Genomic DNA, 24,295 nt, shown 5'->3' on the forward strand with positions numbered 1-24,295 from the left:
GCCATTCCCAAGGGGAACGGTCTTTTTCTTTGCCAGACGGCACTGGCCGTCAAAGGAAATGGAGGAGTGGAAATTATATTGCGTTTTATTTGAGCATTTTTGCTTCCGGCAAGGTCATATAGTGCATGGAACAGAATCAATGCAAATCTTCCGCATGCTGCCTGCTGGGATCTCTTGCCACAAACACCAGCATGGACTTCGGCATTCTGCTGTTGCGTCTGGGCGTGGGCGCGATGATGCTGGTGCACGGCATCCCGAAGCTGAACATGCTCCTCAGCGGAAACTGGGCCATGTTTGAAGATCCGCTGGGCATCGGCTCCTTTCTTTCTCTGCTGCTCTGCGTAAGCGCGGAAGTAGGGTGCTCCGTCCTCCTGTTCTTCGGCTTCCTGACGCGCCTGTCTTCCCTCATCCTCATCATCAACATGTGCGTGGCGCTATTCCTTTACCTTGGCCTGTCCGGATGGGGCGCCCAGGAACTGGCGGCCATCTACCTCCTGATTTACCTGACCCTCTTTTATACGGGACCCGGCAAATTCTCCTTGGATGCATGGTGGCTCCGGAAGGACTGCAAAATAGAGGTGGAATAAACGCCCCTTAAAAGCCTCCGGCCCGCGCGGCCTCATGGCAAAAATACTTCTTTTTTCACTCGCCGCGGCAGGAGCCTTCCTTTAGGATGTGGCCACACCCAGTCCATCCGTTCATGTCCGGCAAATTAACCTATAAGCAATCGGGGGTCGATACCAAGGAAGCGGCAGCTTTTGTATCCGACATTAGTTCTCACGTTAAAAGAACACAGAAAAAACGCTCTCTGCATCAAGCTTTCGGTCTCTTTGCCGCCGCTTATGACCTGAGTTCCTATCAAGAACCCGTCATCGTCACCGGATGCGACGGCGTTGGCACCAAGACGGAAATCCTTTTTGAACTGGACATGGTGGAAACCGCCGGCAAGGACCTCGTGGCCATGAACGTCAACGACATCCTTACTACCGGAGGCGATCCCCTTCTCTTCCTGGACTATCTGGGCATCTCCAATCTGGAAGCGGAACGCACGCGCATCACGCGCCTGGTCGCCGGCATGTGCGACTATCTGGAATCCTGCAACTGCATCCTGGCCGGCGGAGAAACGGCTGAAATGCCCGGAGTCGTTCCGGAATCCATCGTGGAGCTTTCCGGCTTCTGCATCGGGTGTTGTGAAAAAAGCAAGATGATCGATCCCACGACCGTGTGCTCCGGAGATATCTTCATCGGCTACAAATCCGACAGTTTCCACGCCAACGGCTGGAGCCTCATCCGCCGCGTTCTGGAAGAAAACCCGGATGTCGTCAACGAAGAGGAACTCCGCTCCCTGCTGCTACCCACCCGCCTGTACCACGACGTGGTGGAAGACATGCGGCGTTCCAACGTCATACCCAAGGCATACGCCCACATCACCGGAGGCGGCCTTCCGGAAAACCTGGAACGCTTCCTGGGAGACTATGGCGCGGACCTGTCCATTCCGTACTGGGACAATGAGGCGGCCCAGAAAATACTGAAGCACGTGGACGCAGCAGACCGCTTCAACACGTTCAACATGGGCATCGGCTGGGTAGCTATCGTAAAACCGGAAGACGTGGAGGCCGCACTCAAGGCAGGCCCGGGCGGCGTAGTGATCGGCACATTGAGAGAAGGCCGCGGGATCCATGTAAAAGTAGAGGGCGAATAGAGAACATCATTTTTCCGCGTCGGTTACGCCACACTTGCAGGACAATCCTTTCATATCAATCCCATGAGCGATTTTCTTAAACACGAGTGCGGCGTAGCCGCCATTCGCCTGCTTAAGCCTCTCTCTTATTTTCAGGACAAATACGGCAGCACCCTCTGGGCGTTCAACAAACTGCTCATCCTGATGGAAAAGCAGCACAACCGCGGCCAGGACGGCGCGGGCATCGGCTGCGTAAAGCTCAACATGCCCCTGGGCCAGCCCTACCTGTTCCGTACCCGGGACGCCAGCAAGGACGCCCTTACTACCATCTTCAACGGCCAGATCAAGAAGCTCAACAAGAAAATCCGCCGCGGCCAGGTCAACCTGAAAGATGCGGAAGACATCAAAAACAACTTTGACTACGGCGGAGAAATCCTGATGGGGCATCTGCGCTACGGCACCTCCGGCCTCTTTGACGAAGGCTCCTGCCATCCCTACCTGCGCCGCACCAACTGGCCCACGCGCACGCTGATGGTGCTGGGCAACTTCAACATGACCAATACGCCGGAACTCAACCAGCGCATGATTGAACGCGGCCAGCATCCCGTCTTCGGCACGGACACGCAAACCGTTCTGGAAGAAATCGGCTACCATCTGGATGAAGCCCACACGGACCTTTACCGCGCTTTGCGTGACAGCGGCATGCCTGGCCCGGAAATTCCCCACGCCATCTCCTCCCGTCTCAACATTCAGGAAATCATCCATAACTCCGCCCAGCGCTGGGACGGCGGCTATGCCATCATGGGAGCCATTGGCAACGGAGACTACTTCTGCCTGCGCGACCCCCACGGTATCCGTCCCTGCCACTACCTGATTACGGACGAATTCATCGCCGTGGCCTCCGAACGCGTCCCCCTGATGACCGTATTTGAAGTGGAAAGCGAACAAGTGCATGAGCTTCCTCCCGCCAACATGCTTTCCATCAAGGCGGACGGCACGCACGCCATCACGGAATTCACCACGCCGCTGGCCCCCACTCCCTGCTCCTTTGAAAAAATCTACTTCTCCCGCGGCAACGACCCCATCGTTTACCGGGAACGCAAGGCTCTTGGCGCAGCCCTGACACCGCAAATTGTGGACTCCCTGGAAGACCGTTTTGACAAATCCGCCATCACCTACATCCCCAACACGGCGGAAACCGCCTACTACGGACTGCTGGAAGGATTGCGGGTGTACCGCCGCAAGCGCGTTCACGCCCAGCTACTGGAAGCCCTCCGGAACGGGACGCTGGATGAAAAAATGCTGGACAGCGCCATCCTGAAACGCTGGCCGCGCGGTGAAAAAATCGCGCACAAGGACATCAAGATGCGTACCTTTATCACGCAGGAAAAAAGCCGCGCCCAGCTCGTCTCCCACGTATACGACCTTACGTACGGAGCCGTAGGGCCGGAAGACGTCCTCGTCGCCATTGACGACTCCATCGTCCGCGGTACCACGCTGAAAAGGTCCATCCTGCGCATCCTGGGACGCACCAATCCCCGGAAAATCGTCGTCGCTTCCACTGCTCCGCAAATCCGGTATCCGGACTGCTATGGAATCGACATGTCTGAACTGGGCAACTTCATCGCCTTCCAGGCCGCAGTCTCCCTGATCAAGCAGCACGGAAAAGCCCGCCTGCTGGAAGAAGTGTTCCAGGCATGCAAGGCGGAACTGGCCAAACCCAGGGAAGAACGCCGCAACTGCGTCAAAGCCATTTACGACGGCCTGACGGATGCGGAAATCTCACGGGAAATCACCCGCCTGGTTACGCCGCACGACGCACCGTGCCCGGTGGAAGTCATCTTCCAGACCATCGAAAACCTCCATGCCTCCATTGAAGGCCCTTGCGGAGACTGGTATTTCACGGGCGACTATCCCACGCCGGGCGGCTACACCACAGTTAATGTGGCATACATGCGCTGGTTTGAGGGTAAAGGGGGCCGTGCATACGATTTGCCCTTGTAGGCCCCCCCGATTTTTAGGTAATCTACGCCTAATATGTCGGGCCCCATTGATTATACGACCCTGGAAGACACTGAACTGGTCGCCAGAGCTCGGGAAGGAGATTCTCGTGCTTTTGACGAGCTTGTGATCCGCCACAGCCGTAAGCTTCATGCCACGCTGTACCAAATGACGGATAACTACGACGATGCCTATGACATCGCGCAAGAAGCGTTTTCCAAAGCCTACAGGGCCTTGCGCTACTTCAACGGTCAAAGCGCGTTTTACACATGGCTTCATTCCATTGCCGTCAACCACGCCAGGAACTTCCTGAAAAAGCGCAACCGCAGAATGACCTACAGTCTGGACGACGACGAATACGGCGACCATACGGAAAAGGATATGAACATGGCGGATGAAACGGACGGGGCGGACCCCGAACGCCGCACTCATTTAAACGAACTTCAGCTCAAGATCAATGAAGCACTCAAAAAGCTCTCCACGAAACACCGTGAAGTTGTGGTTCTGCACGATGTCAAAGGCCTTAATCATACGGAGATTTCCGCCCTTCTCGGCATCTCGGAAGGAACACTCAGATCCCGATTGCATTACGCCCACAAGGAACTCCAGGGATTGCTGGCGGAATATCTGAGCTAATGCGTTAAAAAATATTGAACACTGCATCCTGCTGGCCTGTCAAACGCTTAGTCCTAGAATCAGGACCAAACACCCTAACCCATATCATACACAAAATCAACGACGATGGATAAACAATCCACAGAACAAAAAGAGGAAACTCTGGTTGCCATGCTGGCGTCCTTCCGTAAGGAAGCTTGTTATCATGACAATTTTGAAGAAGATTTCCTCCGCAATTTTCATCTGAGAAAGGAAACCGATCAGGCTACTCAATCTACTTGGAAATTGTTGCTCGAACGCCTGGACAACTATCTGCAAAACTTTAGAGGTTGGCAGTGGATATACGCGTCCATGTCCATCGTGACATTGGCGGCCGTAGGCGTTATCATAGCGTCTGGGGACATGGAACCGGCGGACGCTTACGTATCTGCCCCCCGTATCCCCGACGGGAAACTTCAACCCGTTAGCGAGGAAGAAGTAGAAACAACCTCAACTGACGGAGCGGCCGGAGCGACAACAACGCTCACCACGGAGGTCCCGTCTAACGAAACATCGATCAAAGAAAATCAGCTACAGACTGATTCCAATACCGATGACAAACCGGTATCCCGAGTTCTCATTGAGATGTAATGCTCATTATGAACTTGGTGGTTCCCATATTAGCAGGCATAGCCGTCGCAGGCATTATTCAGCAAGCGGCGGCCGTGCCTGCTCCTTTTAAAGTAACGGCTGTTCCGCAGCAGGCAAACGGGGAATCATACACGACCCTGGCCGCACAGACAAGCAACGGCTTTATTGCCGCCCTGATCCCTTACAGGGTTTTTAAAAACGGAGCTGTAACCTATCACCTGGACGGCAAGGAGACACCGCCCCTCCAAGTATGGGCGCAGGAAAAGCTTACGGGATTGACGCTGTTCAAGGTAAATCCCTCCCTTCTCTCCGGCACATCCCCTTCCATCGCCGCAAACGCCACCCTCAGACGGGGAGCCAGGCTTGCCTTCACCAACAGCGAGAATGAACCCACGCTAGGTATTTATGTGGGCATGGAGCACTCCATAGGGGACATCAGCTTTCCCTTGCGCCTTATCCGCGCTCAATTCCCCAAACTGGCAGCACCGCCGATCGGCCAGCCGTGCTATGATGCAGACAACCGTCTTGTCGGCATCGTCCTGGGCGTCTCCCGCAAAGGCACCTGCCATCTTCTGCCGGCCCAGGCCATCTCTTTCCTGGCAGAAAATCCCAAAGCCAAACGGGTGCGGCTGGGCTGCCTGCTGGACATCAACTCATCCACCCCCGTCATTGAAGGAATTATCAATGGTGGCCCACTGGCACGCGGCGGCATCCAGACCGGAGACATTCTCATGAGCATCAACAACGTTCCCATCCGCAACTATGGAGACATGCTGGACGCCACCTACTACCTGACAGGGGAAAAAACCCTGACCATCCAGGTCATCCGCGGAACCCAGATTGTGGAAAGCAAAGGCATCATCCCCACGCAGGATCCCCGCTGATACGGACCCGGCATCCCGGAGGAATGAAAGGAGCGCCTTTCCCTCCCAAAATCGGCTTCTTGCCTTGTTTCAGGCTTGAACTTGACTGCCGTCCCACTTAAAAAGGGGCGTGCTTCAAATCGTCTTCAATAAAATCAGTGCCGCGGAAATATCCCGTATTCCCACGCTGGAACAACTGGACCTGCTGGGAGAATTCCAGGTTTCCGAATCCATGCTTCAAACGCTGGATGACACCCGTTTCGGCAAAATGGAAAAAGACGGCAAAACGCTTTACCGTTACGTGGCCAAGGACTACCGAATCTATTTTGAAGTCATTGACGGAAAAGTGGTCGTTCACCGCGTACTGCATGCCAACAGCCTGAACGACTTTTTATTCCGCACGAACATCTCTCCTACGGCGGGAGAAGATGAAATCCTCAGCCAGTCCAAGCATTTCTGGAAGCTGATCGACGAAGGCAAAAACTCCTCCAAAGCCTGAACTCCCCTTTCCATGGCCTGCATCATCCTAGGCGTCACCGGCTCCATTGCCGCGTACAAGGCGGCGGACATCGCTTCCGCCCTCGTCAAGCACGGACATGACGTGCATTGCGTCTGCACGGCCAAGGCCTTGGAATTCGTCACGCCCCTCACTCTCCACACCATCTCCCGCAACCCCGTTTTCTCCTCCTTTGACGATGAAAAAGGGGAATGGATTCCCCCCCATATCCAGCTGGCTCAAAACGCCGACCTCCTGGTTGTGGCGCCCGCCACGGCAAACACCATGGCAAACTTTGCCCACGGCATGGCGCCGGACATGCTCAGCTCCCTCTACCTGGCCTGCAAGGCCCCCGTGTTAATTTGCCCCGCCATGAACGTCCACATGTGGGAGCATCCCGCCACCCGGAAAAACGCGGAAATCCTGAAACAGCGGGAACGTCACCACATCTTCGGCCCTGCCGAGGCCGGCATCCTTGCGTGCGGAGCGGCCGGGACGGGCAAGCTGATGCCCGTGGAATTGATTGTGAAAAAAACTCTTTCCCTGCTGCCATAAAGGCTGTGGAAAAATCGCCTCATGCCTTTTTATTGGTTTGCCCCCGGAGGGATAAATCTTTTATCATTCCGGGCATGAAGCTGCTCACTCTTTTCCTTGGAACCCTGTTGCTTTGTTCCTGCGGGTCTGACAAATATCCCGTCAGCTTCCATATGCAGACAGGCGCCTCCGACAGTCAGAAATTCTCCTTCCGGAATGAAGATGACGGTTACTACTACTCCAAAGTACCCTTCATCTCCCAGAATGACATTGACTCCTACTACTCCTTCCGGGCGGCGGACAATACTTACGGAGCCGTATTCAACATTAAAAAAGGCCTGCACAGCAGGGTGGAAGGGGTAACCGCATTAAATCTCGGCAAACAGATACTGCCCATCGTCAACGGCCACCGCATGCAGCCCATGCGTCTCTACAACAACCCCATCAAGGGAGGCAAACTGGCCGTTCTGGGGGGCTTCTCCCCAGCGGACCTTGCCGCCATGGCGGAATTCATCCCTCCGGCGGACCCTAAAAGGGAAGAAGCCATCAACAAGCTCGCTCCCGTCACCAAGCCTCTGCTTCCTGCAATAGACCCCACCAAGGAAAAGAAAGAAGCCAAGGACCCTGAAGACCACAAAGACCGCACCGTGATCAGCACCCGCCGCGGACGGCTCTGATCCCGCACGTTTTATGAACATGCACAGCAAGTTCCTCCTGTTCCTGTCCGGATGCTTCCTGTTCCTGTGGAGCGCCTCTTATCTGGCGGCGGACATTGCCGTGCGCTTCCCCACCTCAAACACGGCCCTTCTGAACGACCGTCCGCAGGACTTTTACATGTACGTGGACCGGAACTTCGAGGGGCAGAAATCCCAGCCCTGGCAGGCCGGTGCCTACGGCTTTACCCGCACCCTAGTCAGAACCCAGGCAGGCCCGGTAGCCACCAAATTTCATGAAGGCATTGACATCAAGCCCCTCAAAAGGGATGCCGCAGGCGTCCCTCTGGACGATGTCCACCCGGTGGCTGGCGGCATCGTGGTCCATGCTTCCGCAAACCCTGCGCACAGCAACTACGGCCGCTACGTCGTCATTGAACACCGGCTGAAAGACGGACCGCTCTATAGCCTTTACGCCCACCTCGCCTCCGTCAACTGCCGGGAGGGGGACCAGGTAGGCACCGGAAACGTCATCGGACGCCTGGGCTATTCCGGCGCAGGGCTGAATAAAACACGGGCCCACCTGCATCTGGAGCTCTGTCTCAAGCTCCAGGACAACTTTCAACCCTGGTATGACAGCCTGAAAATGGGCACGCCCAACCGCCACGGCAATTACAACGGCCTGAACCTGGCGGGCTTTGATGCGGCGCCTGTCCTCATCCACTGCAAGGACGGGGAGGAATTCTCCCTGTCCCGCCATATCTCTTCCCTCCCGGTGCAATACGTAGTGCGCGTTCCCTCCACCGGAAAAATACCCAGCCTGGTCAAAAACTATCCCTTCCTGCTGAAACCGGGTCCGTCACAGCCCAAATCCTGGGAAATCAGTTTCACCGGACCCGGAGTTCCCACCTCCGTCACTCCTTCTGCGGAACCCTGCAGTGAACCTGCCGTCATCCGGGCTGTTCCCCATCCCTTCTCCCAACTGTACAGAACCTGCAACCGCGTTTCCGGTTCCAGCAAGGAACCCAGGCTGACGGCTTCCGGAAAACGCTACATCCGGCTCATTTTCATGGGAACGGAACCATAAGCCCCTTATTGATCATGCAAATACCCTCCACCAGGCACCACACCATCCCCGCCGCCATGGCGGCATGCGCCGCGTTCCTGCTGTCCCTGGGGGGCCTCTCCTCTGCGGCGTCAGGCAACACTCCTCCCCCCGCTTCCGCCCTGTCGCAGGACGAACAGGCGCTATTGAAAAACAAAAAATACCAGCAGGGCCTGAAGGACCTGGCTGCACACCTCCCGCTGGAAGCCAGCAAAAACTTTCAGGAAAGCCTGAAAACGAAAAACCTCCCGGAATCTCAAAAGGCCATCATCAGGCCGTTCCTTGCGGAAGCCCTGATCCGCGCCCACAAGACGGATGAAGGCCTCGCCCTGTGGGAACAACTGCCGGACTCCGTTCTGAAATCCTATTGGACGGCCATGGGCCTGTTCAACAAGGGATACTTCACCAGGGCTCTGGAAAAACTCTCCTCCATCCCGGACTCCGATCCCCTCTCCGTTTACGCCTTCCAGTTGAAAGCCCAGCTGGCCCGGCAGCTCGGAGACCAGCAGCTTCTCGTGGAATCCTTGACCAGGCTGGGCCGCTCGGACTCTCCCTCCGTTTCACACACCGCCAACATCCTGCTGGCGGACACCCTAGCCGGCATGCAGAACTATACGGAGGCGCAATCCATCCTCGAACAGGTAAAAAACAGTCTGTCCGGCACGGAAAAGCCGCCCATCCTGCTTCCCTATGCAGAACTGGTGGACGGAAAAATATCGGTCATCCAGGGCAATGTAGATCAGGCCATTAAAACATTTGCTTCCATTGCGGACAACACCTCCTACCCTGCAAAAATCCGTGATCTGGCACGGGTGGCACTGGCGGAAGGGGAAATTCTCCGGGAAAAACGCAATCCGGGGCAGGCGGAGGAAGAAGCGCGCGCGCAGCAGCCGGAAGAGGAAAACATCCACACCGCCGGAACGGGAGAAGACCGGCTCATCACCTTCATCGGCGGAAAGGCGGACTCCCCCCTGCTGATGGACGCCTTCAACATCCTTCTGAGAGAAAACACCTTCCGTACCGACCCTCAGGCACTGGAAAAACTCACAGGCTGGGTGAACTCCAAAGACGCCACACGGCAGCCTGCGGCCATGTACGCCATGGGCAGCCTTCTTCTGGAAAAGGGAGACCTGGCGGGAGCCATCAAGCTTGCCGGAGACAGCCTTGCCAAATATCCGCAGAACGTTCCTGTCCAGACTCTCTGTCTGAACGTCATCACGGCCCTCCTTGACAAAGGACGCACGGAAGATGCGGAACGTCTCATCTCCAAATATCCGGGCACATCTGCCGGCATCGTCTTCCAGCAAGGCGCCCTGGCCTTCCAGAAAGGGGATTACTCCCTGGCTCAAAAACTCTTCCGTGAAGCCTCCCGGCGCGGTACGGAAAAAACGGCGGAAGCCGCGCTCTTCAATGAAAACCTCTCCGCCCTGCATGCCAACGATGCGAAAGGCGCGGCCGCGCTGGTCCGGGAAGCCGCAGGCTCTGCAAGGCTGCGGGAACATATCCTCTTTGAACAGGCCCATTATGCGGCTAAAAGGATGAACCCGGAGGCCACGGAACTCCTGGCTGCCTTCGTAGCCCTGGCGGAAGACCCGGCTCTGAAAACCCAGGCGCGGCTGGACCAGGCGGAAGTGGCTCTGAACCTCAATCCGCCGGACATCCAGACCGTGCAATCCATCCTCCCTCTGCTGGAAAAGGAACAGCTCACCCCGGACCAGTCCATGCAGCTCGGCCGCTTGAAAATCCTGCTGGCGGAAAACCTCCAGGAATGGACGGAGGCCATCCAGGCATGCCGGCAAACCATTGCCCTGAACAAGGACGGGAAGCAGGCCGACGCCCTGTACCTCAAACTTGGGGAACTCTTGTACAAAAACGGCGACTTCCACGAAGCCCAGCTCGTACTCCAGCCCTTCCCCTCCAAATATCCGGACAGCCCCCTGAAAGCGGCGGCTCTCTTCCTGGCAGGAAAGGCGGCGCAGCAAAGCAACACTGTCAACACGCTGGAAGCGGCCCTTAACATCTTCCAGACTCTGGGGGCGGGAACAACGCAATTTGCCCAGGCCGCCAAAATAGAAGAAGCCTCCGTCCTGCTGCGCATGGGAAAAGCGGACCAGTGCATCGCCGTGCTTGACGAACTGCTTTCCAAGCCGCTGCCGCGCTACATGCGGCTGCTGGCCCTCTCCATCCAGGCGGATGCGTGGGTAACCAAGGAAGACACCCACTCAGACACCCTCCGCAAGGCCATCAACCTGTGCACGGAAATCCTGAATACTCCCAATCTGGGACTGGCATGGAAATTCAAAACCCTTACCCAGCGGGCCCAATTTTACGAACGGCTGAACGACCAGGAAAAAGCTCTGGATGACTATGCCTCCATCCTAGTCCATACGCCCAGCGGCAGTTCCGCCAACAAGCGCCGGGACTGGCACTGGTTCTATAATGCAGGATTTGCGTCCATACGCCTCATGGGGCAGGCACAGAACTGGGACGGCGCCCTGGCCCTGGCCAGAAAGCTGGCGCAAACGTCCGGCCCCAGGGCCAGAGAAGCGGCGGCCTATGCACGCCGCATCCAACTGGAGCACTTCATCTGGCAGGAAGACCCGGTTGAAACGGAACAGCCGCCGGAAATGCAGCCTGTACCAAAACAGGCCCCCCAGTAAGCAGATTTGCCCCGTTATGGACACTCCTTCACCAGCCAGAACATGGAGAATCAACGCGGCTGCCATCATCATGGATGCCGACGGCTACATCCTGCTGGGCAAGGACCACGGCCGCAATCCCTACTGGCATTTCCCCCAGGGAGGCGTCATCAAGAATGAAAGCATTGAACGCGCCCTGGCACGGGAAGTCTGGGAGGAAGTGGGACTGCGCCCCTCGGACTACACCATTGTGGCGCGCCTGCCCGGACTGCGGTACAAATATCCTGCCAACCACCGTAAAATCACCCGCTGGGTGGGCCAGGAACAAACCTACTTTCTGGTGCGCTGTAAAACGAGCCGCCCGAAGACGGACCTGCACCGCAGCCCGGAATTTGCAAAAATAAAATGGGTGCTTCTCCAGGACATCAAGCTGGAAATGTTCCCCAAATTCAAAAGAAAAGTCATTAAGGACGCCCTCACTCAATTTTTCGGCCCCCCCCCTGCCGCCAACCGCTCCTCTGCGGAAAAGCGAGTCGACCGGCTCGCTTCCTCTTCAACACTAACTTCTCATACTATGAACCGTTACCTGGTGCCTCCGGGCAAAAAACTGCGTTTAAAGGACTACCCCACGGATGACAGATCTCTCTTCTCTGGAACCAAGGAAGAATCACTGGTCGAATTTGACAAGCTGAGGGAGGAACTGCAGGAACTGCAGAAAAAACTCTTTGCCCAGCACAAGCACAAAATACTTGTCATCCTCCAAGCGATGGATGCCGGCGGCAAGGATGGCTGCGTCAAGCACGTCTTCTCTCGCGTGGACCCGCAGGGGCTGCATGTGGTGCCCTTCAAAAAACCTACCCCGGAGGAACTGGACCATGACTTCCTCTGGCGCGTGCACAAGGAAGTGCCCACCAAGGGCCAGATTGCCATCTTCAACCGTTCCCATTATGAAGACATCATCGCCGTACGTGTAAAGAAAATCTTCCCGGACCCCGTCTGGAAGCGCCGCTATAAACACGTGCTGGATTTTGAATCCATGCTTGCGGAGGAAGGCACCACCATCATCAAGCTCTTCCTGAATATCTCCAAGGCGGAACAGAAAAAGCGCCTGGAATCACGGCTTCAGGATCCGGACAAGCTCTGGAAATTCTGCATGGATGACCTTGACGACCGCAATCGCTGGGATGAATTCCAAGCTGCCTACCAGGACCTCATTGAAAAAACATCCACTCCGGAAGCCCCCTGGTATATTATCCCCGGAGACCGGAAATGGTACAGAAACCTTGTCATTGCACGCCTGATCGTGGAAAAGCTCCGGCATCTCCAGCTTGCCTTTCCCACCCCTAACTTTGATCCGGCCACCATATCCATACCCGATTGACAAATCTCTGTCATAATAATAACTAATTTGTGCATTGAGTAAATATTTTTGTACATTTATCGTTATCACGCTGTCTTAGTATTACAAAATCGGCATTATTCACAATAACAGTCAAAAGTTAATATTTCTAACGCTTGACTGACACCGTGAAAAACTGTTAGAAAACAACTTAACACGTAGAACGTGTAAACATTCTATATAGAAAAACAGAACCCAATGTACTTAGCATCCCAACGTAAAGAGTTCATTCTGAAAACCCTGGCCGAACATGGAGCCGCAAGGACAATCGCTCTGGCCAAGCAGATGAAGGTCACAGATGAGACTGTCCGCAACGATTTAATTAATCTTGAAAAAAGGGGATTCCTCAAGCGTGTTCACGGCGGCGCACTGGCGCTCACTCACAAATCTCTTCATGAAGACATTGTCACTCAGGACCATGTCTCCATCCAGATTGCCAAAAAAACCGTTCAGAACATCCCGACCTCTGTCGTCATGTTCATTGACAGCAGCACCATGGGTTACCAGATCTGCAACCATGTCAACTCCAGGGATACGCATATCGTCTCCAACAACCCCACCCTTCTGACCCGGCTGGAAGGCATCCCGAGCCTCAGTTTCTACTGCACGGGCGGCCGTTTCGACCGTGAAGCCCAAGTGTACGTGGGCCAGGATGCGGCACACGCGGCCGGTTCCCTGAACATTGAACTGGTAGTACTCACCCCGGACTGCTACTCCCCCAAACATGGCGCCGGATACAAAAACATGCTTCAATCTGAATTCATCAGAAGCGTCATCCCCCAGGATGCCAAGGTAATCATCGCCATGCCTTCTACAAGCATCGCAAACAGCCCCGCATTCTATACGGTCGCGCCCAACTTGGTGAACATGCTCATCACGGACGACTCCATTGCTCCGGAAATGGTGGAGCAGATCGAAAAGAGCGGCGTCAAGGTGGAAATCGCCTAAACGTCTGCCGGCATCCTAAAAATCAACTCGGGCGGAGGTTCTTCAGGAGCCTCCGCCCTTTCTTATGACGGACGCGGCCTTTTCCACTCCAGACGGTATTCCCGGCTGCCGGTAAGTTCATCCTCAAGGGAGCCGATCTCTTCAAACCCGCTGCGCTTGTAAAACTGCAATGCACGCGGATTCTCCTCATAAACTCCTACGGTCAGCAGTCCCTTGCTGTGATCCTTGGCCCAATTCAGCAACTCCGTCCCTATTCCCTCGCACTGGCGTTCCGGGTCCACGAACAAGGCGGCTAATTCTCCTTCCCCCACCAGGCAGGCAAACCCTACCACGCGGTCACCGTCACGGCATATCCAGGTCCGCGCCTTAGGCAAATACACCTGCCTCATATCCTCCACCAGGCCGCACCAGAAACCAACCCCGGCAAACGCGTGGGCCTGTTCGGACGCCTTTAGCCAAATATCCAGGACCGCCGCCTCATCCTTGCTTTGATAATGTTCTATATTCATAAGCATCTACTAGAAAAACCGCTGTTTTCCACAATCTATAAACCGTAGCATGAACCATGCACGGCGGCAAGAATGAAAGAGAAGAGGGCAATTTGCCCAAAGCACCAGCCCTTGGCGTCTTGACGGACGATCCACCGCCATAAAGTGCTTATCAGGCGGTCTCCCGCTCACGGCCTGTAAACAAACACGGGACCGGTACGGGAAGACTGGACGCAGCGCACTTTCCCGACAGCCTCCGCCACCAGCTGCACGGCCTCCCGCACCTCATCCTCTGTTGTGGTGAAAGACAGGGAAAAACGCAGGGAGGAACGCACCTCCCCGTCGGACAGCCCCATAGCCGTCAGCACGTGGGACGGCATGGGCTGCACGGTATGGCAGGCGGACCCGGCGGAACACAGCAATCCGGCGGGTTCCAGCAAAAGCATCAGGGCTTCGGCCGTGCACCCGGAAAAAGCCAGATTGGACGTATTCGGAATCCTCTCCGCAGCGCCGGAATGCACCGTCACTCCGTCTATGGCCTGCGCCAGGGAAGACTCAAAACTATCCCGCAGGCGTCTCACGCGCCCTGCTTCCTCCAGATGCCGGAGAGCTACACGGGCCGCGGCTCCAAAACCGATGATTCCCGGCACATTCTCCGTACCGGACCTCAGCCCGCACTCCTGGCCGCCTCCAAACAGGACAGGCTCTAGGGGAGCGCCGGAGCGCCTGTACAGGCATCCTATGCCCTTCGGACCATGCAATTTATGGGCGGAAACGGATGCATAATCCACATCCATCCCATGCAGAGATACGGGAATCTTTCCGGCACACTGCACCGCATCCAGATGCACGGGCAGCCCATGCCGCCGGGCGGCGGCGCACAAAGCCGCAGCATCCTGAAGCACGCCCGTCTCATTATTGGCCCAGGCAAAGGAAACGCCGCTCACCTCCCCGGCGCACAGGGCTTCCCATTCTTCCGGTAAGGCCCTTCCTTCCCGGTCCACGGAACAAATGCGTCCATTCCCCAGGGTAATGGATGTTTTCAGGGAAGCATCATGATCCGTGGACAGGACGGCCACGCCCTTTCCTTTACGGGCCATCTGGCGAAAGGCCGCATTGGTGGCCTCCGTTCCTCCGGAAGTAAACACAATTTCCGCCGGAGACACGTCCAGCAGGGCCGCCACTCCGGCACGGGCTTCCTCCACGGCCTCCCGCACGCGCCGGGCTTCCCCATACCCGGCGGAAGGATTGAAAAACCGTTCTTTCAGGAACGGCTCCATGGCGGCGTAAACTTCCGGAAGAAGGGGAGTGGTGGCGTTATTGTCCCAATAAATCACGCCTTCATAACTCGCCCAATCACGGACAGGAGTCAAGCCGGAACATAATACCCCGCTGAACAAGATCACTCTTCACTTTTCCCCACGATTCCGCATAATGCTGCCCATGCGTTTCCTCATCACGGCCGGTCCCACCAGAGAAGCCATTGACCCCGTAAGATACATCACCAACCGTTCTTCTGGCAAAATGGGATACTGCCTGGCGGAGGCGGCGGCCCACGACGGCCACCGCGTCCTGCTCGTCTCCGGCCCCACTTTCCTCGACATTCCGCACGGCGTTGACTTCCTCCCCGTGGAGACCGCGCAGGAAATGTATGACGCCGTGCAGAACCAGGCGTCCTATACGGACATAGCCATTCTCAGTGCCGCCGTCGCAGACTACAGGCCGGTTTCCGTACCGGACCGCAAGATCAAAAAAACAGGGGAACGCATGGTTCTGGAACTGGAGCGCACGAAAGACATTCTAGGTTCCATGCGCTCGGAATTCGGCTTCCGCGGCATTCTGGTCGGCTTTGCGGCGGAAACCCACGATGTGGAATCCTATGCGCGCGGCAAGCTGGAGCGCAAGCAATGCGACATGATCATAGCCAATGATGTTTCCCGCCGGGACATCGGTTTCGACGCATCGGAAAACGAAGTGCTACTCATCTATCCAGATCGGACGGACCTGCTGGAAAAAGCCGCCAAAACCCACATCGCCCACCAGATAGTAGAACGCGCGTGCCGCTTGTACGCCGGAAAGACCTGCCATCCCGGCCAGCATACCTTTTCCGGGCTTGAACCCAGCTGGAATTGAGCCATCATAAAATATTAGCCGCAGCATACCGCTTCTCTCAAACAATACCTCTCCTCCTTCATGCCCGTTACCCTTCAGGACCTAGGCTGGAACGACCACTTTCAAAACGCCTTTGACGCCATTGCCAAATCCGGCTGGATTCCTGGACGCCTGATCCGGGAAACGAAGATCAACTTCACAGCCCTGCTGGACGGAGGGGAGGATATAGACGTGGTCGTGAGCGGCAAACTCTGGCATGACGCCGCTACAGACGCGGAACTGCCCGCCGTCGGAGACTGGGTGGCGATCGCTCCCGGAGAAGCGGAGGATGAAGCCGTGATACGCGCCATTCTTCCCCGCCAGACCTGTTTTTCCCGCAAGGCGCCGGGAAAAAGCAGCGCGGAACAGGTGCTGGGCGCCAATGTGGACATCGTGGCCGTCGTCACGGAACCGGGAACCGACTTCAACCCCAGGCGCATGGAACGCTACTTCACGCTCATCCGCCGTAGCGGGGCCATGCCCCTCATCCTGCTCAACAAGGTGGACCTCTTCTCCAGGAAAGAAGTGGAGGAAGCCACGCACATCCTCCGGGAACTCTGCCCGGAATGCGGCATTATCTGCATCAGCGCCCTCCGCAACAAGGGCATCAAGGAATTCCGCAAATGTCTGGAACGGGGAAAAACCATCTCCATTGTAGGTTCATCGGGAGTGGGGAAATCCACGCTGGTCAACACCCTGCTGGGGGATGAATGGCTCTGGACGGGGGAAGTAAACGAGGTCACCGGCAAAGGGAGGCATACCACGGTGGCGCGAGAACTGGTGCTTCTCAAGCATGGCGGCCTTCTGATCGACAATCCGGGCATCCGGGAAATCCAGATGTGGACGGACGAGCACACGCTCCGGGAAAGTTTTGCGGACCTCACGGAACTGGCGCATGAATGCAGGTTTGCGGACTGCAGCCACGGCAAGGACGCCGGGTGCGCCATCAGAAAAGCCGTGGAAGAGGGACGTCTGGACAAGGAACGCTACCTGAACTTCCTGAATCTGGAAAACGAAATTTCCCAGCTTGCCAAGCGCCAGAAAAAACGGCAGATGAACGTGGAAAGGGCCGGGAAAAGGGATAGAAAAGTCCAGGCCCGTAATTACGAAGACCGCGTGGAGCTGGAACGCCGTCACAGGCCCAACCACCGGGCTCATGACTAACTCACCGTCAAATTGACTTGCCAGGCCACGGATGCTCGCTTACCTGTAAGGGATGCTTTCCGTACACAGCTTGCCACTTGCCGCTGCAGGCCTTCTGATGCTGTCCTTGCTTCCGCTCTCCTTCGCGGAAGAAGAGGCTTCCCTTCCGGACAGGGCCACCGCATTCCTGACCGGCATGGAGCCGATCAAACTGGCAAGGGACCCCAACAGCAAACTGCTTATTGCGGAATGCCGCATCAACGGCATCCCGTGCAATCTCATCGTGGATACGGCTGCCTCCCATACTACGTTCGACGTCAAATTCATCCAGAAGCACTTTCCAAACCTGACCCTGCAGGAAGTGCAAATTGCCCCCGGTTCCAATGTCCATACCGCGCCCCGGGTATTTCCCATGGAATCCTTTTCCATCGGCGGCCTTCTGATCAAAAACTTTTATGGATGCACCATGGACCTGGACTCTCTTCAAAAAAGCACTCACATCCGCGTGGACGGCATCCTGGGCATCAATTATCTGGGCTTCTGCCCCTTCCTGCTCTCCGTCAGCAACGCCACCCTGCAATTTCTCGAACGTTCCAGCTTCCCCCTTAAAGACATGAAACCGCTGGACGTCGAACGCCATGCCTCTGGCATCCTCTATATCCGGTGCACCCGGGACGGTGCGCCCTTTCTCCTGGCGCTCGACTCCGGTTCCACGCTCTCTCTGGCCCCTGTGGAGCAATGGCCGGCGGCCCCGGACGGCAGTCATGTCAAAGCCATGACATCAGACATCAACGGAAGCAGCGGCAGCCATTCCGTCATGAAGCTGGGCGTTCCGTCCACGCTCCACATGGGACCGGACTTCCAAATGGAGGGCCTTTCATTTGTCGTGACGGGAACCGGCGGCAGATGCCAGATCGGCGTGGACACCCTCCGGCACTTCGACATCATCGTTGATGCACCCCAGGGGGAAGTCTATGCCCTGCCTCTCCATTCAATACCGGAGGAGAACAAAAAAACGACGGACGCCCCTCCGGTCAAACGGGAATCTTGAGCATGATGCAAATCATGCGGATGGTGCGAGCCGTAGCGCCATAATGGGCTTTCAACGCCACCTGGGCGCGCGAAGCCTGCGCATGCGCCAGCAAGGGGTTGTCCAGCATTTCCTTGAGGACGTCCGGCAACTGTTCTTCTCCGCATCTGGTGATGCCATCCACCCCTTCCAGAAGCTGGACAAGAGCATCAAAATTCTCCATGTGCGGTCCCGTCAGCACGGGCACGCCGCAGGCAACGGCTTCTGCCGGATTCTGTCCGCCGTCCGCCAGAAAACTCTTGCCGATCACGGCCACGTCGGCCAGGGCCGTCCAGTCCCTCAACTCCCCGGTCGTATCCACGACATAGCAGACGTTCTCCTTGAGGGTTTCAGGAATTTCCCCTTCCGTCCGCAAAATGCACTGCCAGCTGCGAGCGGACAAATCCTTCACCACGGCATGGCGGCGTTCCGCATGGCGGGGAACGATCAGGGGAAAACCTCCAGCTTTCCTGGCAGCCTCCGCAATCAGGACTTCCTCCCCGTCATGAGTGCTGGCGGCCAGCACCACGGGCTTGCCGCGCTTCAACTTCTCCAGAATGGCGGAAAACTCGGGATTTGCATCACGGCGGTCCGCTGTCTGCTGGTCAAACTTGATGCTTCCGGTCACATGGATGACAGAGGGGGGGACCCCCACGGACTCAAACCGCTGCACATCCCCCTTATCTTGGACGCCCATGGCATCCAGAAAGGAAAAATAATATTTGGAAAGCCACTTGAACGCGCGGTACCGGCTCTCCGACCTGGCAGACATGCGGGCATTAATCATCGCCATGGGAATACCGCGCACCTTGGCCGCGCGCGCAAAATTGGGCCACAGCTCCGCTTCCACCAGCACAATGGCTTCCGGTTCAAAGCGGTCAAAGCACCTGCCAGGCAGCCCCAGCAAGTCAAAGGGGGCGTAAATCACACGTACTCCGGGCATCTGGGCATTCATGGCCGTGGCATGCCCCGTAGCTGTACTGGTGGCCAGCACGGCGGAACCTCCGCGCTCCCGGAGCCATGCACGCAGGAATTTGAGGGCTATCACTACTTCCCCCACGCTCACGGCATGCACATACAGCACGCCTTTCGGCTCCCGGTTGTAGGAAACGCGGTACAGGCCAAAACGTTCCATCAATCCCGTCCCGAATCCCCCCCGACGTTTCTGCTTGAGCAGATAGGAAGGCAGCGTCACCAGCCAGCCGACGGTGTACAGGATATTATAACAACAGGACAATAAAAGGGCTTTCATCTTACTTCTCCGGCAATCGATAGAACAGCAGCATATTTTTCCCGTATCTGCGGGTATCCACCAGGCGCAGTCCGTCAAAATCGGCGGAACCTTCGCTTCCGGTTCCCCATCCTTCCTGGACCTCCGCAATGAACACGCCTTCATCCTTCAGCAGACCGGCCGCCCCGGCTTCCACCAATTCCACGACAAAATCCCGGTCCAAGGGCCCCTTGCAATAGGGAGGATCCGCGAACACCACATCGTACTTTCTGCCGGCCGTCAATTCCCTCTTCACAAACTGGACGGCATCCCCCTGGATTACCGTGCCGCCCTCAAGCCCGGTCTTGGACAAATTAGCCTTGACGGTGATGCAGGAAGACCTGGAAGCGTCTACCATGCGCGCGGTCCTTGCACCCCGGCTCAGGGCTTCCAGCCCGAACGCCCCCGAGCCGGTGAACAGGTCCAGTACGTCAGCATGCTTGATCAGAGGATGCAGAATGGAAAAAAGGGCTTCCCTCACCCGGTCCGTAGTGGGCCGAACCTCCCCCTTGGGAACGGACAAGGATATTCCACCGGCTAATCCACTGATAATACGCATCTTTATAACCGGAAGTAAGAAAAAACATCAGCCATTACTGACGGGCGCGGGCCTTGGCCTTCTCCAGAAGGGGATCTCCCACGATGCTGGTCATGGGAACGCGCAGCACGATGGACTGATTGGCAATAACAAAATTGTCCGGATTCTTCTCGGACATGTTGTACACAAAGTAGGCATACTTTCCATCCTTTGTCTTGCCGAGGATGACGGTTTCCGTCAGTGTGGAGAGAATGGTCTTCTTTTCCAGCGTCCATTCCTTGCCGCTCCACGCCCCGTACACGTTCATATCGTCATAGGATACGTCACCTTTCAGGGCCAGGGCACCGTTGGGGGAAATCCATGACTTGGTATTAGAATCATACTTGAGCGTGCTCATCGGCAGGGGACCCTGCTGAACCACCGTTGCCAGATTCCAGATGCCCTGATCCCCATCCGGGAAAATCCCCATCGCCACGGGAGCCACTTCCTGAATCTGCTTCTTTTTCCAGCACTCCAGATATTTGGCATAATCTTCCTTGGTCCAGCCCAGGCGTTCGTCATACGGGACAGGCTGTCCGGGGACAATCTGAGACACCAGTTCCTTCTTGTCTTTTTCAGGCAGGCTGCCGAAAACGCTGTCAATCTTTTCCATGAATGGCTGAAGGCCTTCGTCAAGCAAAACGCTGACGGCAGAGCCTTCCACCATCTTGCCGACCGGAAGATACTCATTGATAATTTCCGGTTTTCCTGCTGCAGACAGGGAGGAAACCAGACCCGGGACCATCAGTAATAAGGCCAGATTGCGGAACGCTTTCATAACTTGTCAGTTCATTTTACTCAACAAAAGACCCTTGGCAAGAGTCAAAGTGAGTGTTATCCGTATGCATATCATGAACTGGAAGTTACTTTTCACCACCTTGGCCGCTGCTTTGAGCCTTGCTTCCTGCGTGTCCACCCCAGCCTCCCGTATTCAGAAAAATCCCGTTTTATTCAATTCGCTTCCGCCTGCTCAAAAGGCGCTGGTGGAAACCGGCCAAATTGTGGAAGGTATGACGCCGCCCGCCGTATTCCTGGCATGGGGAGACCCCTCCGCCGTGGCGGAAGGCAACCTCAACGGCAAGCCGGCCACCCGCTGGATCTACTCTTCCCTGCAGCCCGTTTACACGCCGCCACCCTCCTTCTGGTACGGTCCGTACTGGGGCGGCCCTTATTGGGGAGGAGCGGGCTTCTATAGCCCGTATTATCCTTATTACAATGACGTAACCTACGTACCGGTAAACACGGGATACGTTCTGTTTATCAACGGCAAGGTAAAATCCTGGGAACGCAGGCGCTGATTACAGGGTGCTCCCTCTTTCCCCAGACGCTGACTTCCATGGCCCCATTACGGGCGTATCCCCTTCATCCTGCCCCCAGGCACGGTGATTATCCCGGAACAGAACCGGCCACGCGCCATTCACTCCTTGTTCCTGTCGCGGGGATATTCCAGTTCTTCCCGGAATCTGGGGAAGAAAGACTTCAATTCCCCGGACACTTGCGGATATTTCAGCTTCATATCCGTCAGGGCGCCTGCAATCGCACACAGGCAGACCAGCCGGGAATACCACTTGTTATCCGCCGGAACCACATACCAGGGAGCATCCGGAGTAGCCGTATTCCGGATCATCTCTTCAAAAGCCTTCTGATAACCGTCCCAGTATTCGCGCTCATGGATATCTCCTTCTGAAAACTTCCAATTCTTGTCGGGAGTATCCAGGCGCACCAGAAGGCGCTTCCTCTGCTCCTCATAGGAAAGATGGAGAAAGATTTTGACAAACCGCGTTTTATTGGCATGCAAATGGCGTTCCAGGTTATTGATGGACCTGTATCTCTCCTTCCAGAAAGCCTTGCCTGCCTGGCCCGGATCATACCCTTCCCCCGCAAGGTATTCCGGATGCACGCGGACGCTCAGCACCTCCTCGTAATAGGAACGGTTGAAAATGCCGATCATGCCTCTCTGCGGCAGGCGCATCACACACCTCCATAAAAAATCGTGGCTCCGTTCCACAGTGGAAGGATACTTGAAACTGCTCACCACACATCCCTGGGGATTGATGCCTCCCATCACATGCTTGACAATCCCGTCCTTGCCGGCACTGTCCATCGCCTGCAAAATCACCAGCAGGGCATAGGACTCGCTGGCGTAAAGCACCTCCTGCAACTGTCCCAGCAATTCGATGCCTTTTTCAAGCTTCTCAACGGCTTCCTTCTTGCTGTCCTTGTCCAGCTTGCCCAAATCCCCCGGATCATGATGGGACAATTTAAATCCCTTGCCGTCCGTCACACGGTAAGGCTCAATGAACTTCTTGCAGCGTTTGATCAAATGGGAAGGAATTTCCATAATCCTTGTAAGACATCTCTCTGACGCAAGACGTTGAAACAATCGGGGAAAGCGTCAATCCTTCCTTGCCGGCGGCAAAACCTTTCCATTGAAATAAACGGTAAATCTCTGGCACAGGGCGGAGCGTTGATACAAACCCGAATCCTCCATCGCTTTTAATACGAGAGCATACCGGCCCGGGCGGGAAACGACAATGGCATCATAATCTGACCAATAATTCGCCAGAGGCTGAAAACGCCATCCATAAAATTCCCCTCTAAACTTATTGCAAAGGAGAAGAACCTTCATTCCTTTCTGCTGCAATGATTTGCAATAGGAAACAGCCTCCCGGTAATTTTCCCGGCTATAAATACCGCAAAAACGAATACGGAAATCGCTTGCCAGCCAGACAATCATCATCAGGATAAACAGAACAACCCGGCACCGGTCGGAAAACTTCCAGTTCTGGGGCCATACCTTGGACCAAATCAGGCACAATACAGGCAGCAGAGGAGCGCAATGTCTGCCGGAAAACCGGAAATCCATGGCTTCCGTTCCATAAAGAAACACAATTCCGGGAACCAGCACAAGAGCAAAGAGCGCCCATGGCAATGATCTGGAGGATTGCCTGCTCCACAATACAACTCCATAAATCAGGGTGCCAATCATGACTAGAGCGACAATACCTCCAAAAAACAATCCTTCCATCTTCCATAAGGAATCCAGGGTCGTACACAGTCTTAACTCGGCGCGCGGAGGCCCCAGCCCTGCCAGTCCCATGAGTTCATACAAGGATGCGGCCACATTAACAACCCAGCTGGAAGATATCACAACGGAACGGGCCCCGAGGGAAAGGGTATAGACATAATACGCGGCTAGCCCTGCAAACGGAAAAATCCAGCAAAATACGGCCTTCCAAAAACTCCGTCCTTTGAACTGCCGGAATGACAAGATGAAAAATGCAGCCATAAAGCCGAAACCCCATACAACCCCCGTCAGGCTTGTCAGGCACAGAAAAAACAAGGACCCAAAAATGGCATGGAACCTTGGCGAATGCCCTCTGCTGGCTTGATAAAGCAGCATGGTTACCCCCGCAGGAAGCAGCAATTTGTAAAATATAAGGGCGCAGTTCTTCAGTATAATAAATAAAAAACGGGGAAAGCAGTAGAATGACCAGGACTTTCGGCTCCTTTCTGAAGAACCAAGCTGCCAGAAAAACCCAGACCCCATTGAACAGGCGAAGAGCCAGCTCGGATTCGGCTCCCGTCACCTGATGCCACAAAAACAAAAGATAGTAATAAAAAGCAATCTGGGCATCACTTCCCCCAATTCGGCAAATTTGCCGCCAGCATTCTTCCAGGCTCGGCTGTACAGCACACAATGCTGTACAGCATTCATCAATCCAAAAACTCTGGTTATGAAATGAAAAACAGCACGACAGGAAAGATAAAACCAGCCAATTGTACTTTGCCCACCAGCCGCTACATTCCTTCTGCATTGCACAAGGAACATAGTAGATTGCCAAATTGGTTCAAACTAAACAAAAAAATTAGAGAGAACCAACGACAACCGGAATGGCAACAGTAATGAAAATCTTTTCAGTCCATTTCCGACCAGCTCCGCAATCCTTCCCTGCTTGCGTCCATTTGCGGTACCTCTCCATGGCAGGCCCCCGCACGCATGACATCCGGAATCGGCCATCCGTAAAAAACC

Annotated in this window: 25 protein-coding genes; 17 read left to right on the forward strand and 8 right to left on the reverse strand. The window is 55.6% G+C overall.

The window, feature by feature from the left end; all coding sequences use genetic code 11:
• Positions 1 to 125: 125 nt before the first annotated feature.
• From V3C20_RS02775 to V3C20_RS02835, 13 genes are all read left to right on the forward strand, one after another.
• The gene (locus tag V3C20_RS02775; protein ID WP_130083973.1) at positions 126 to 587 is read left to right on the forward strand and encodes a DoxX family protein; all 462 of its coding nucleotides are present in this window, start codon (positions 126 to 128) and stop codon (positions 585 to 587) included.
• Between the two features lie 113 nt (positions 588 to 700).
• A complete protein-coding gene (gene purM, locus V3C20_RS02780) occupies positions 701 to 1,702 on the forward strand; it encodes a phosphoribosylformylglycinamidine cyclo-ligase (RefSeq protein WP_130083974.1) in 1,002 nt (333 codons plus the stop codon).
• A gap of 63 nt (positions 1,703 to 1,765) precedes the next feature.
• Positions 1,766 to 3,685, forward strand: a complete 1,920-nt coding sequence (locus V3C20_RS02785; RefSeq protein ID WP_130083975.1) for an amidophosphoribosyltransferase — start codon at positions 1,766 to 1,768, stop codon at positions 3,683 to 3,685.
• A gap of 33 nt (positions 3,686 to 3,718) precedes the next feature.
• Entirely contained in the window at positions 3,719 to 4,318 is a 600-nt protein-coding gene (locus V3C20_RS02790; protein WP_067574002.1) for a sigma-70 family RNA polymerase sigma factor, read from the forward strand.
• A gap of 105 nt (positions 4,319 to 4,423) precedes the next feature.
• The gene (locus V3C20_RS02795; RefSeq protein ID WP_130083976.1) at positions 4,424 to 4,927 is read left to right on the forward strand and encodes a hypothetical protein; all 504 of its coding nucleotides are present in this window, start codon (positions 4,424 to 4,426) and stop codon (positions 4,925 to 4,927) included.
• Between the two features lie 8 nt (positions 4,928 to 4,935).
• Entirely contained in the window at positions 4,936 to 5,811 is an 876-nt protein-coding gene (locus V3C20_RS02800; protein ID WP_161981309.1) for a PDZ domain-containing protein, read from the forward strand.
• 109 nt (positions 5,812 to 5,920) lie between these two features.
• Positions 5,921 to 6,289 (forward strand): hypothetical protein, encoded by a 369-nt coding sequence (locus tag V3C20_RS02805; protein WP_130083978.1) that lies wholly within the window; start codon positions 5,921 to 5,923, stop codon positions 6,287 to 6,289.
• A 12-nt stretch (positions 6,290 to 6,301) separates the two neighbouring features.
• On the forward strand, positions 6,302 to 6,841 hold the full coding sequence (locus tag V3C20_RS02810) for a flavoprotein (protein ID WP_130083979.1): 540 nt from the start codon (positions 6,302 to 6,304) through the stop codon (positions 6,839 to 6,841).
• A gap of 74 nt (positions 6,842 to 6,915) precedes the next feature.
• The gene (locus V3C20_RS02815; protein WP_067574012.1) at positions 6,916 to 7,497 is read left to right on the forward strand and encodes a hypothetical protein; all 582 of its coding nucleotides are present in this window, start codon (positions 6,916 to 6,918) and stop codon (positions 7,495 to 7,497) included.
• 19 nt (positions 7,498 to 7,516) lie between these two features.
• Positions 7,517 to 8,560 carry a M23 family metallopeptidase gene (locus V3C20_RS02820; protein WP_161981310.1) on the forward strand — a complete coding sequence of 348 codons (1,044 nt, stop codon included), beginning with the start codon at positions 7,517 to 7,519 and terminating at the stop codon, positions 8,558 to 8,560.
• A gap of 14 nt (positions 8,561 to 8,574) precedes the next feature.
• Positions 8,575 to 11,238, forward strand: a complete 2,664-nt coding sequence (locus V3C20_RS02825; RefSeq protein WP_130083981.1) for a tetratricopeptide repeat protein — start codon at positions 8,575 to 8,577, stop codon at positions 11,236 to 11,238.
• 16 nt (positions 11,239 to 11,254) lie between these two features.
• Positions 11,255 to 12,598: a PPK2 family polyphosphate kinase gene (locus V3C20_RS02830; RefSeq protein WP_161981311.1), complete on the forward strand. Its 1,344-nt coding sequence runs from the start codon at positions 11,255 to 11,257 to the stop codon at positions 12,596 to 12,598.
• Between the two features lie 216 nt (positions 12,599 to 12,814).
• The gene (locus tag V3C20_RS02835) at positions 12,815 to 13,564 is read left to right on the forward strand and encodes a DeoR/GlpR family DNA-binding transcription regulator (protein WP_130083983.1); all 750 of its coding nucleotides are present in this window, start codon (positions 12,815 to 12,817) and stop codon (positions 13,562 to 13,564) included.
• Positions 13,565 to 13,626: 62 nt separating this feature from the next.
• Here V3C20_RS02835 and V3C20_RS02840 read toward each other — a convergent pair whose 3' ends face one another.
• A complete protein-coding gene (locus tag V3C20_RS02840; protein WP_161981312.1) occupies positions 13,627 to 14,073 on the reverse strand; it encodes a GNAT family N-acetyltransferase in 447 nt (148 codons plus the stop codon).
• A 167-nt stretch (positions 14,074 to 14,240) separates the two neighbouring features.
• A complete protein-coding gene (locus tag V3C20_RS02845) occupies positions 14,241 to 15,425 on the reverse strand; it encodes a cysteine desulfurase family protein (RefSeq protein ID WP_161981644.1) in 1,185 nt (394 codons plus the stop codon).
• Positions 15,426 to 15,495: 70 nt separating this feature from the next.
• Here V3C20_RS02845 and V3C20_RS02850 point away from each other — a divergent pair, with 70 nt between their 5' ends.
• The 3 genes from V3C20_RS02850 (at position 15,496) to V3C20_RS02860 (ending at position 18,397) form a co-directional block, all read left to right on the forward strand.
• Positions 15,496 to 16,185, forward strand: coding sequence for a phosphopantothenoylcysteine decarboxylase (locus V3C20_RS02850; RefSeq protein ID WP_238623820.1), 690 nt, complete (start codon positions 15,496 to 15,498; stop codon positions 16,183 to 16,185).
• Positions 16,186 to 16,245: 60 nt separating this feature from the next.
• Entirely contained in the window at positions 16,246 to 17,367 is a 1,122-nt protein-coding gene (rsgA, locus tag V3C20_RS02855) for a ribosome small subunit-dependent GTPase A (RefSeq protein WP_130083987.1), read from the forward strand.
• A gap of 97 nt (positions 17,368 to 17,464) precedes the next feature.
• Positions 17,465 to 18,397 (forward strand): retropepsin-like aspartic protease, encoded by a 933-nt coding sequence (locus V3C20_RS02860; protein ID WP_161981314.1) that lies wholly within the window; start codon positions 17,465 to 17,467, stop codon positions 18,395 to 18,397.
• On the opposite strand, the gene V3C20_RS02865 is transcribed toward V3C20_RS02860, so the two are convergent.
• Genes V3C20_RS02865 through V3C20_RS02875 form a run of 3 tightly spaced genes read right to left on the reverse strand, consistent with a single transcriptional unit; the run spans position 18,381 to position 21,040 of the window.
• Positions 18,381 to 19,667 (reverse strand): glycosyltransferase N-terminal domain-containing protein, encoded by a 1,287-nt coding sequence (locus tag V3C20_RS02865; RefSeq protein ID WP_130083989.1) that lies wholly within the window; start codon positions 19,665 to 19,667, stop codon positions 18,381 to 18,383. The two genes, V3C20_RS02860 and V3C20_RS02865, sit on opposite strands and share 17 nt — an antisense overlap.
• A gap of 1 nt (position 19,668) precedes the next feature.
• Positions 19,669 to 20,244, reverse strand: coding sequence for a 16S rRNA (guanine(966)-N(2))-methyltransferase RsmD (gene rsmD, locus V3C20_RS02870; protein ID WP_130083990.1), 576 nt, complete (start codon positions 20,242 to 20,244; stop codon positions 19,669 to 19,671).
• 34 nt (positions 20,245 to 20,278) lie between these two features.
• A complete protein-coding gene (locus tag V3C20_RS02875) occupies positions 20,279 to 21,040 on the reverse strand; it encodes a hypothetical protein (RefSeq protein WP_130083991.1) in 762 nt (253 codons plus the stop codon).
• A 73-nt stretch (positions 21,041 to 21,113) separates the two neighbouring features.
• Here V3C20_RS02875 and V3C20_RS02880 point away from each other — a divergent pair, with 73 nt between their 5' ends.
• Entirely contained in the window at positions 21,114 to 21,560 is a 447-nt protein-coding gene (locus tag V3C20_RS02880) for a hypothetical protein (protein WP_130083992.1), read from the forward strand.
• 119 nt (positions 21,561 to 21,679) lie between these two features.
• Here V3C20_RS02880 and V3C20_RS02885 read toward each other — a convergent pair whose 3' ends face one another.
• From V3C20_RS02885 to V3C20_RS02895, 3 genes are read right to left on the reverse strand one after another with little or no spacing between them, the layout of a single operon-like run.
• Positions 21,680 to 22,603: a polyphosphate kinase 2 family protein gene (locus V3C20_RS02885; RefSeq protein ID WP_130083993.1), complete on the reverse strand. Its 924-nt coding sequence runs from the start codon at positions 22,601 to 22,603 to the stop codon at positions 21,680 to 21,682.
• 54 nt (positions 22,604 to 22,657) lie between these two features.
• A complete protein-coding gene (locus tag V3C20_RS02890; protein WP_149875019.1) occupies positions 22,658 to 23,362 on the reverse strand; it encodes a hypothetical protein in 705 nt (234 codons plus the stop codon).
• Positions 23,363 to 23,387: 25 nt separating this feature from the next.
• The gene (locus V3C20_RS02895) at positions 23,388 to 24,080 is read right to left on the reverse strand and encodes a hypothetical protein (RefSeq protein ID WP_149874175.1); all 693 of its coding nucleotides are present in this window, start codon (positions 24,078 to 24,080) and stop codon (positions 23,388 to 23,390) included.
• Positions 24,081 to 24,295: the final 215 nt, after the last annotated feature.

The sequence above is a fragment of the Akkermansia sp. RCC_12PD genome, assembly GCF_036417355.1.
Lineage (GTDB): Bacteria > Verrucomicrobiota > Verrucomicrobiia > Verrucomicrobiales > Akkermansiaceae > Akkermansia.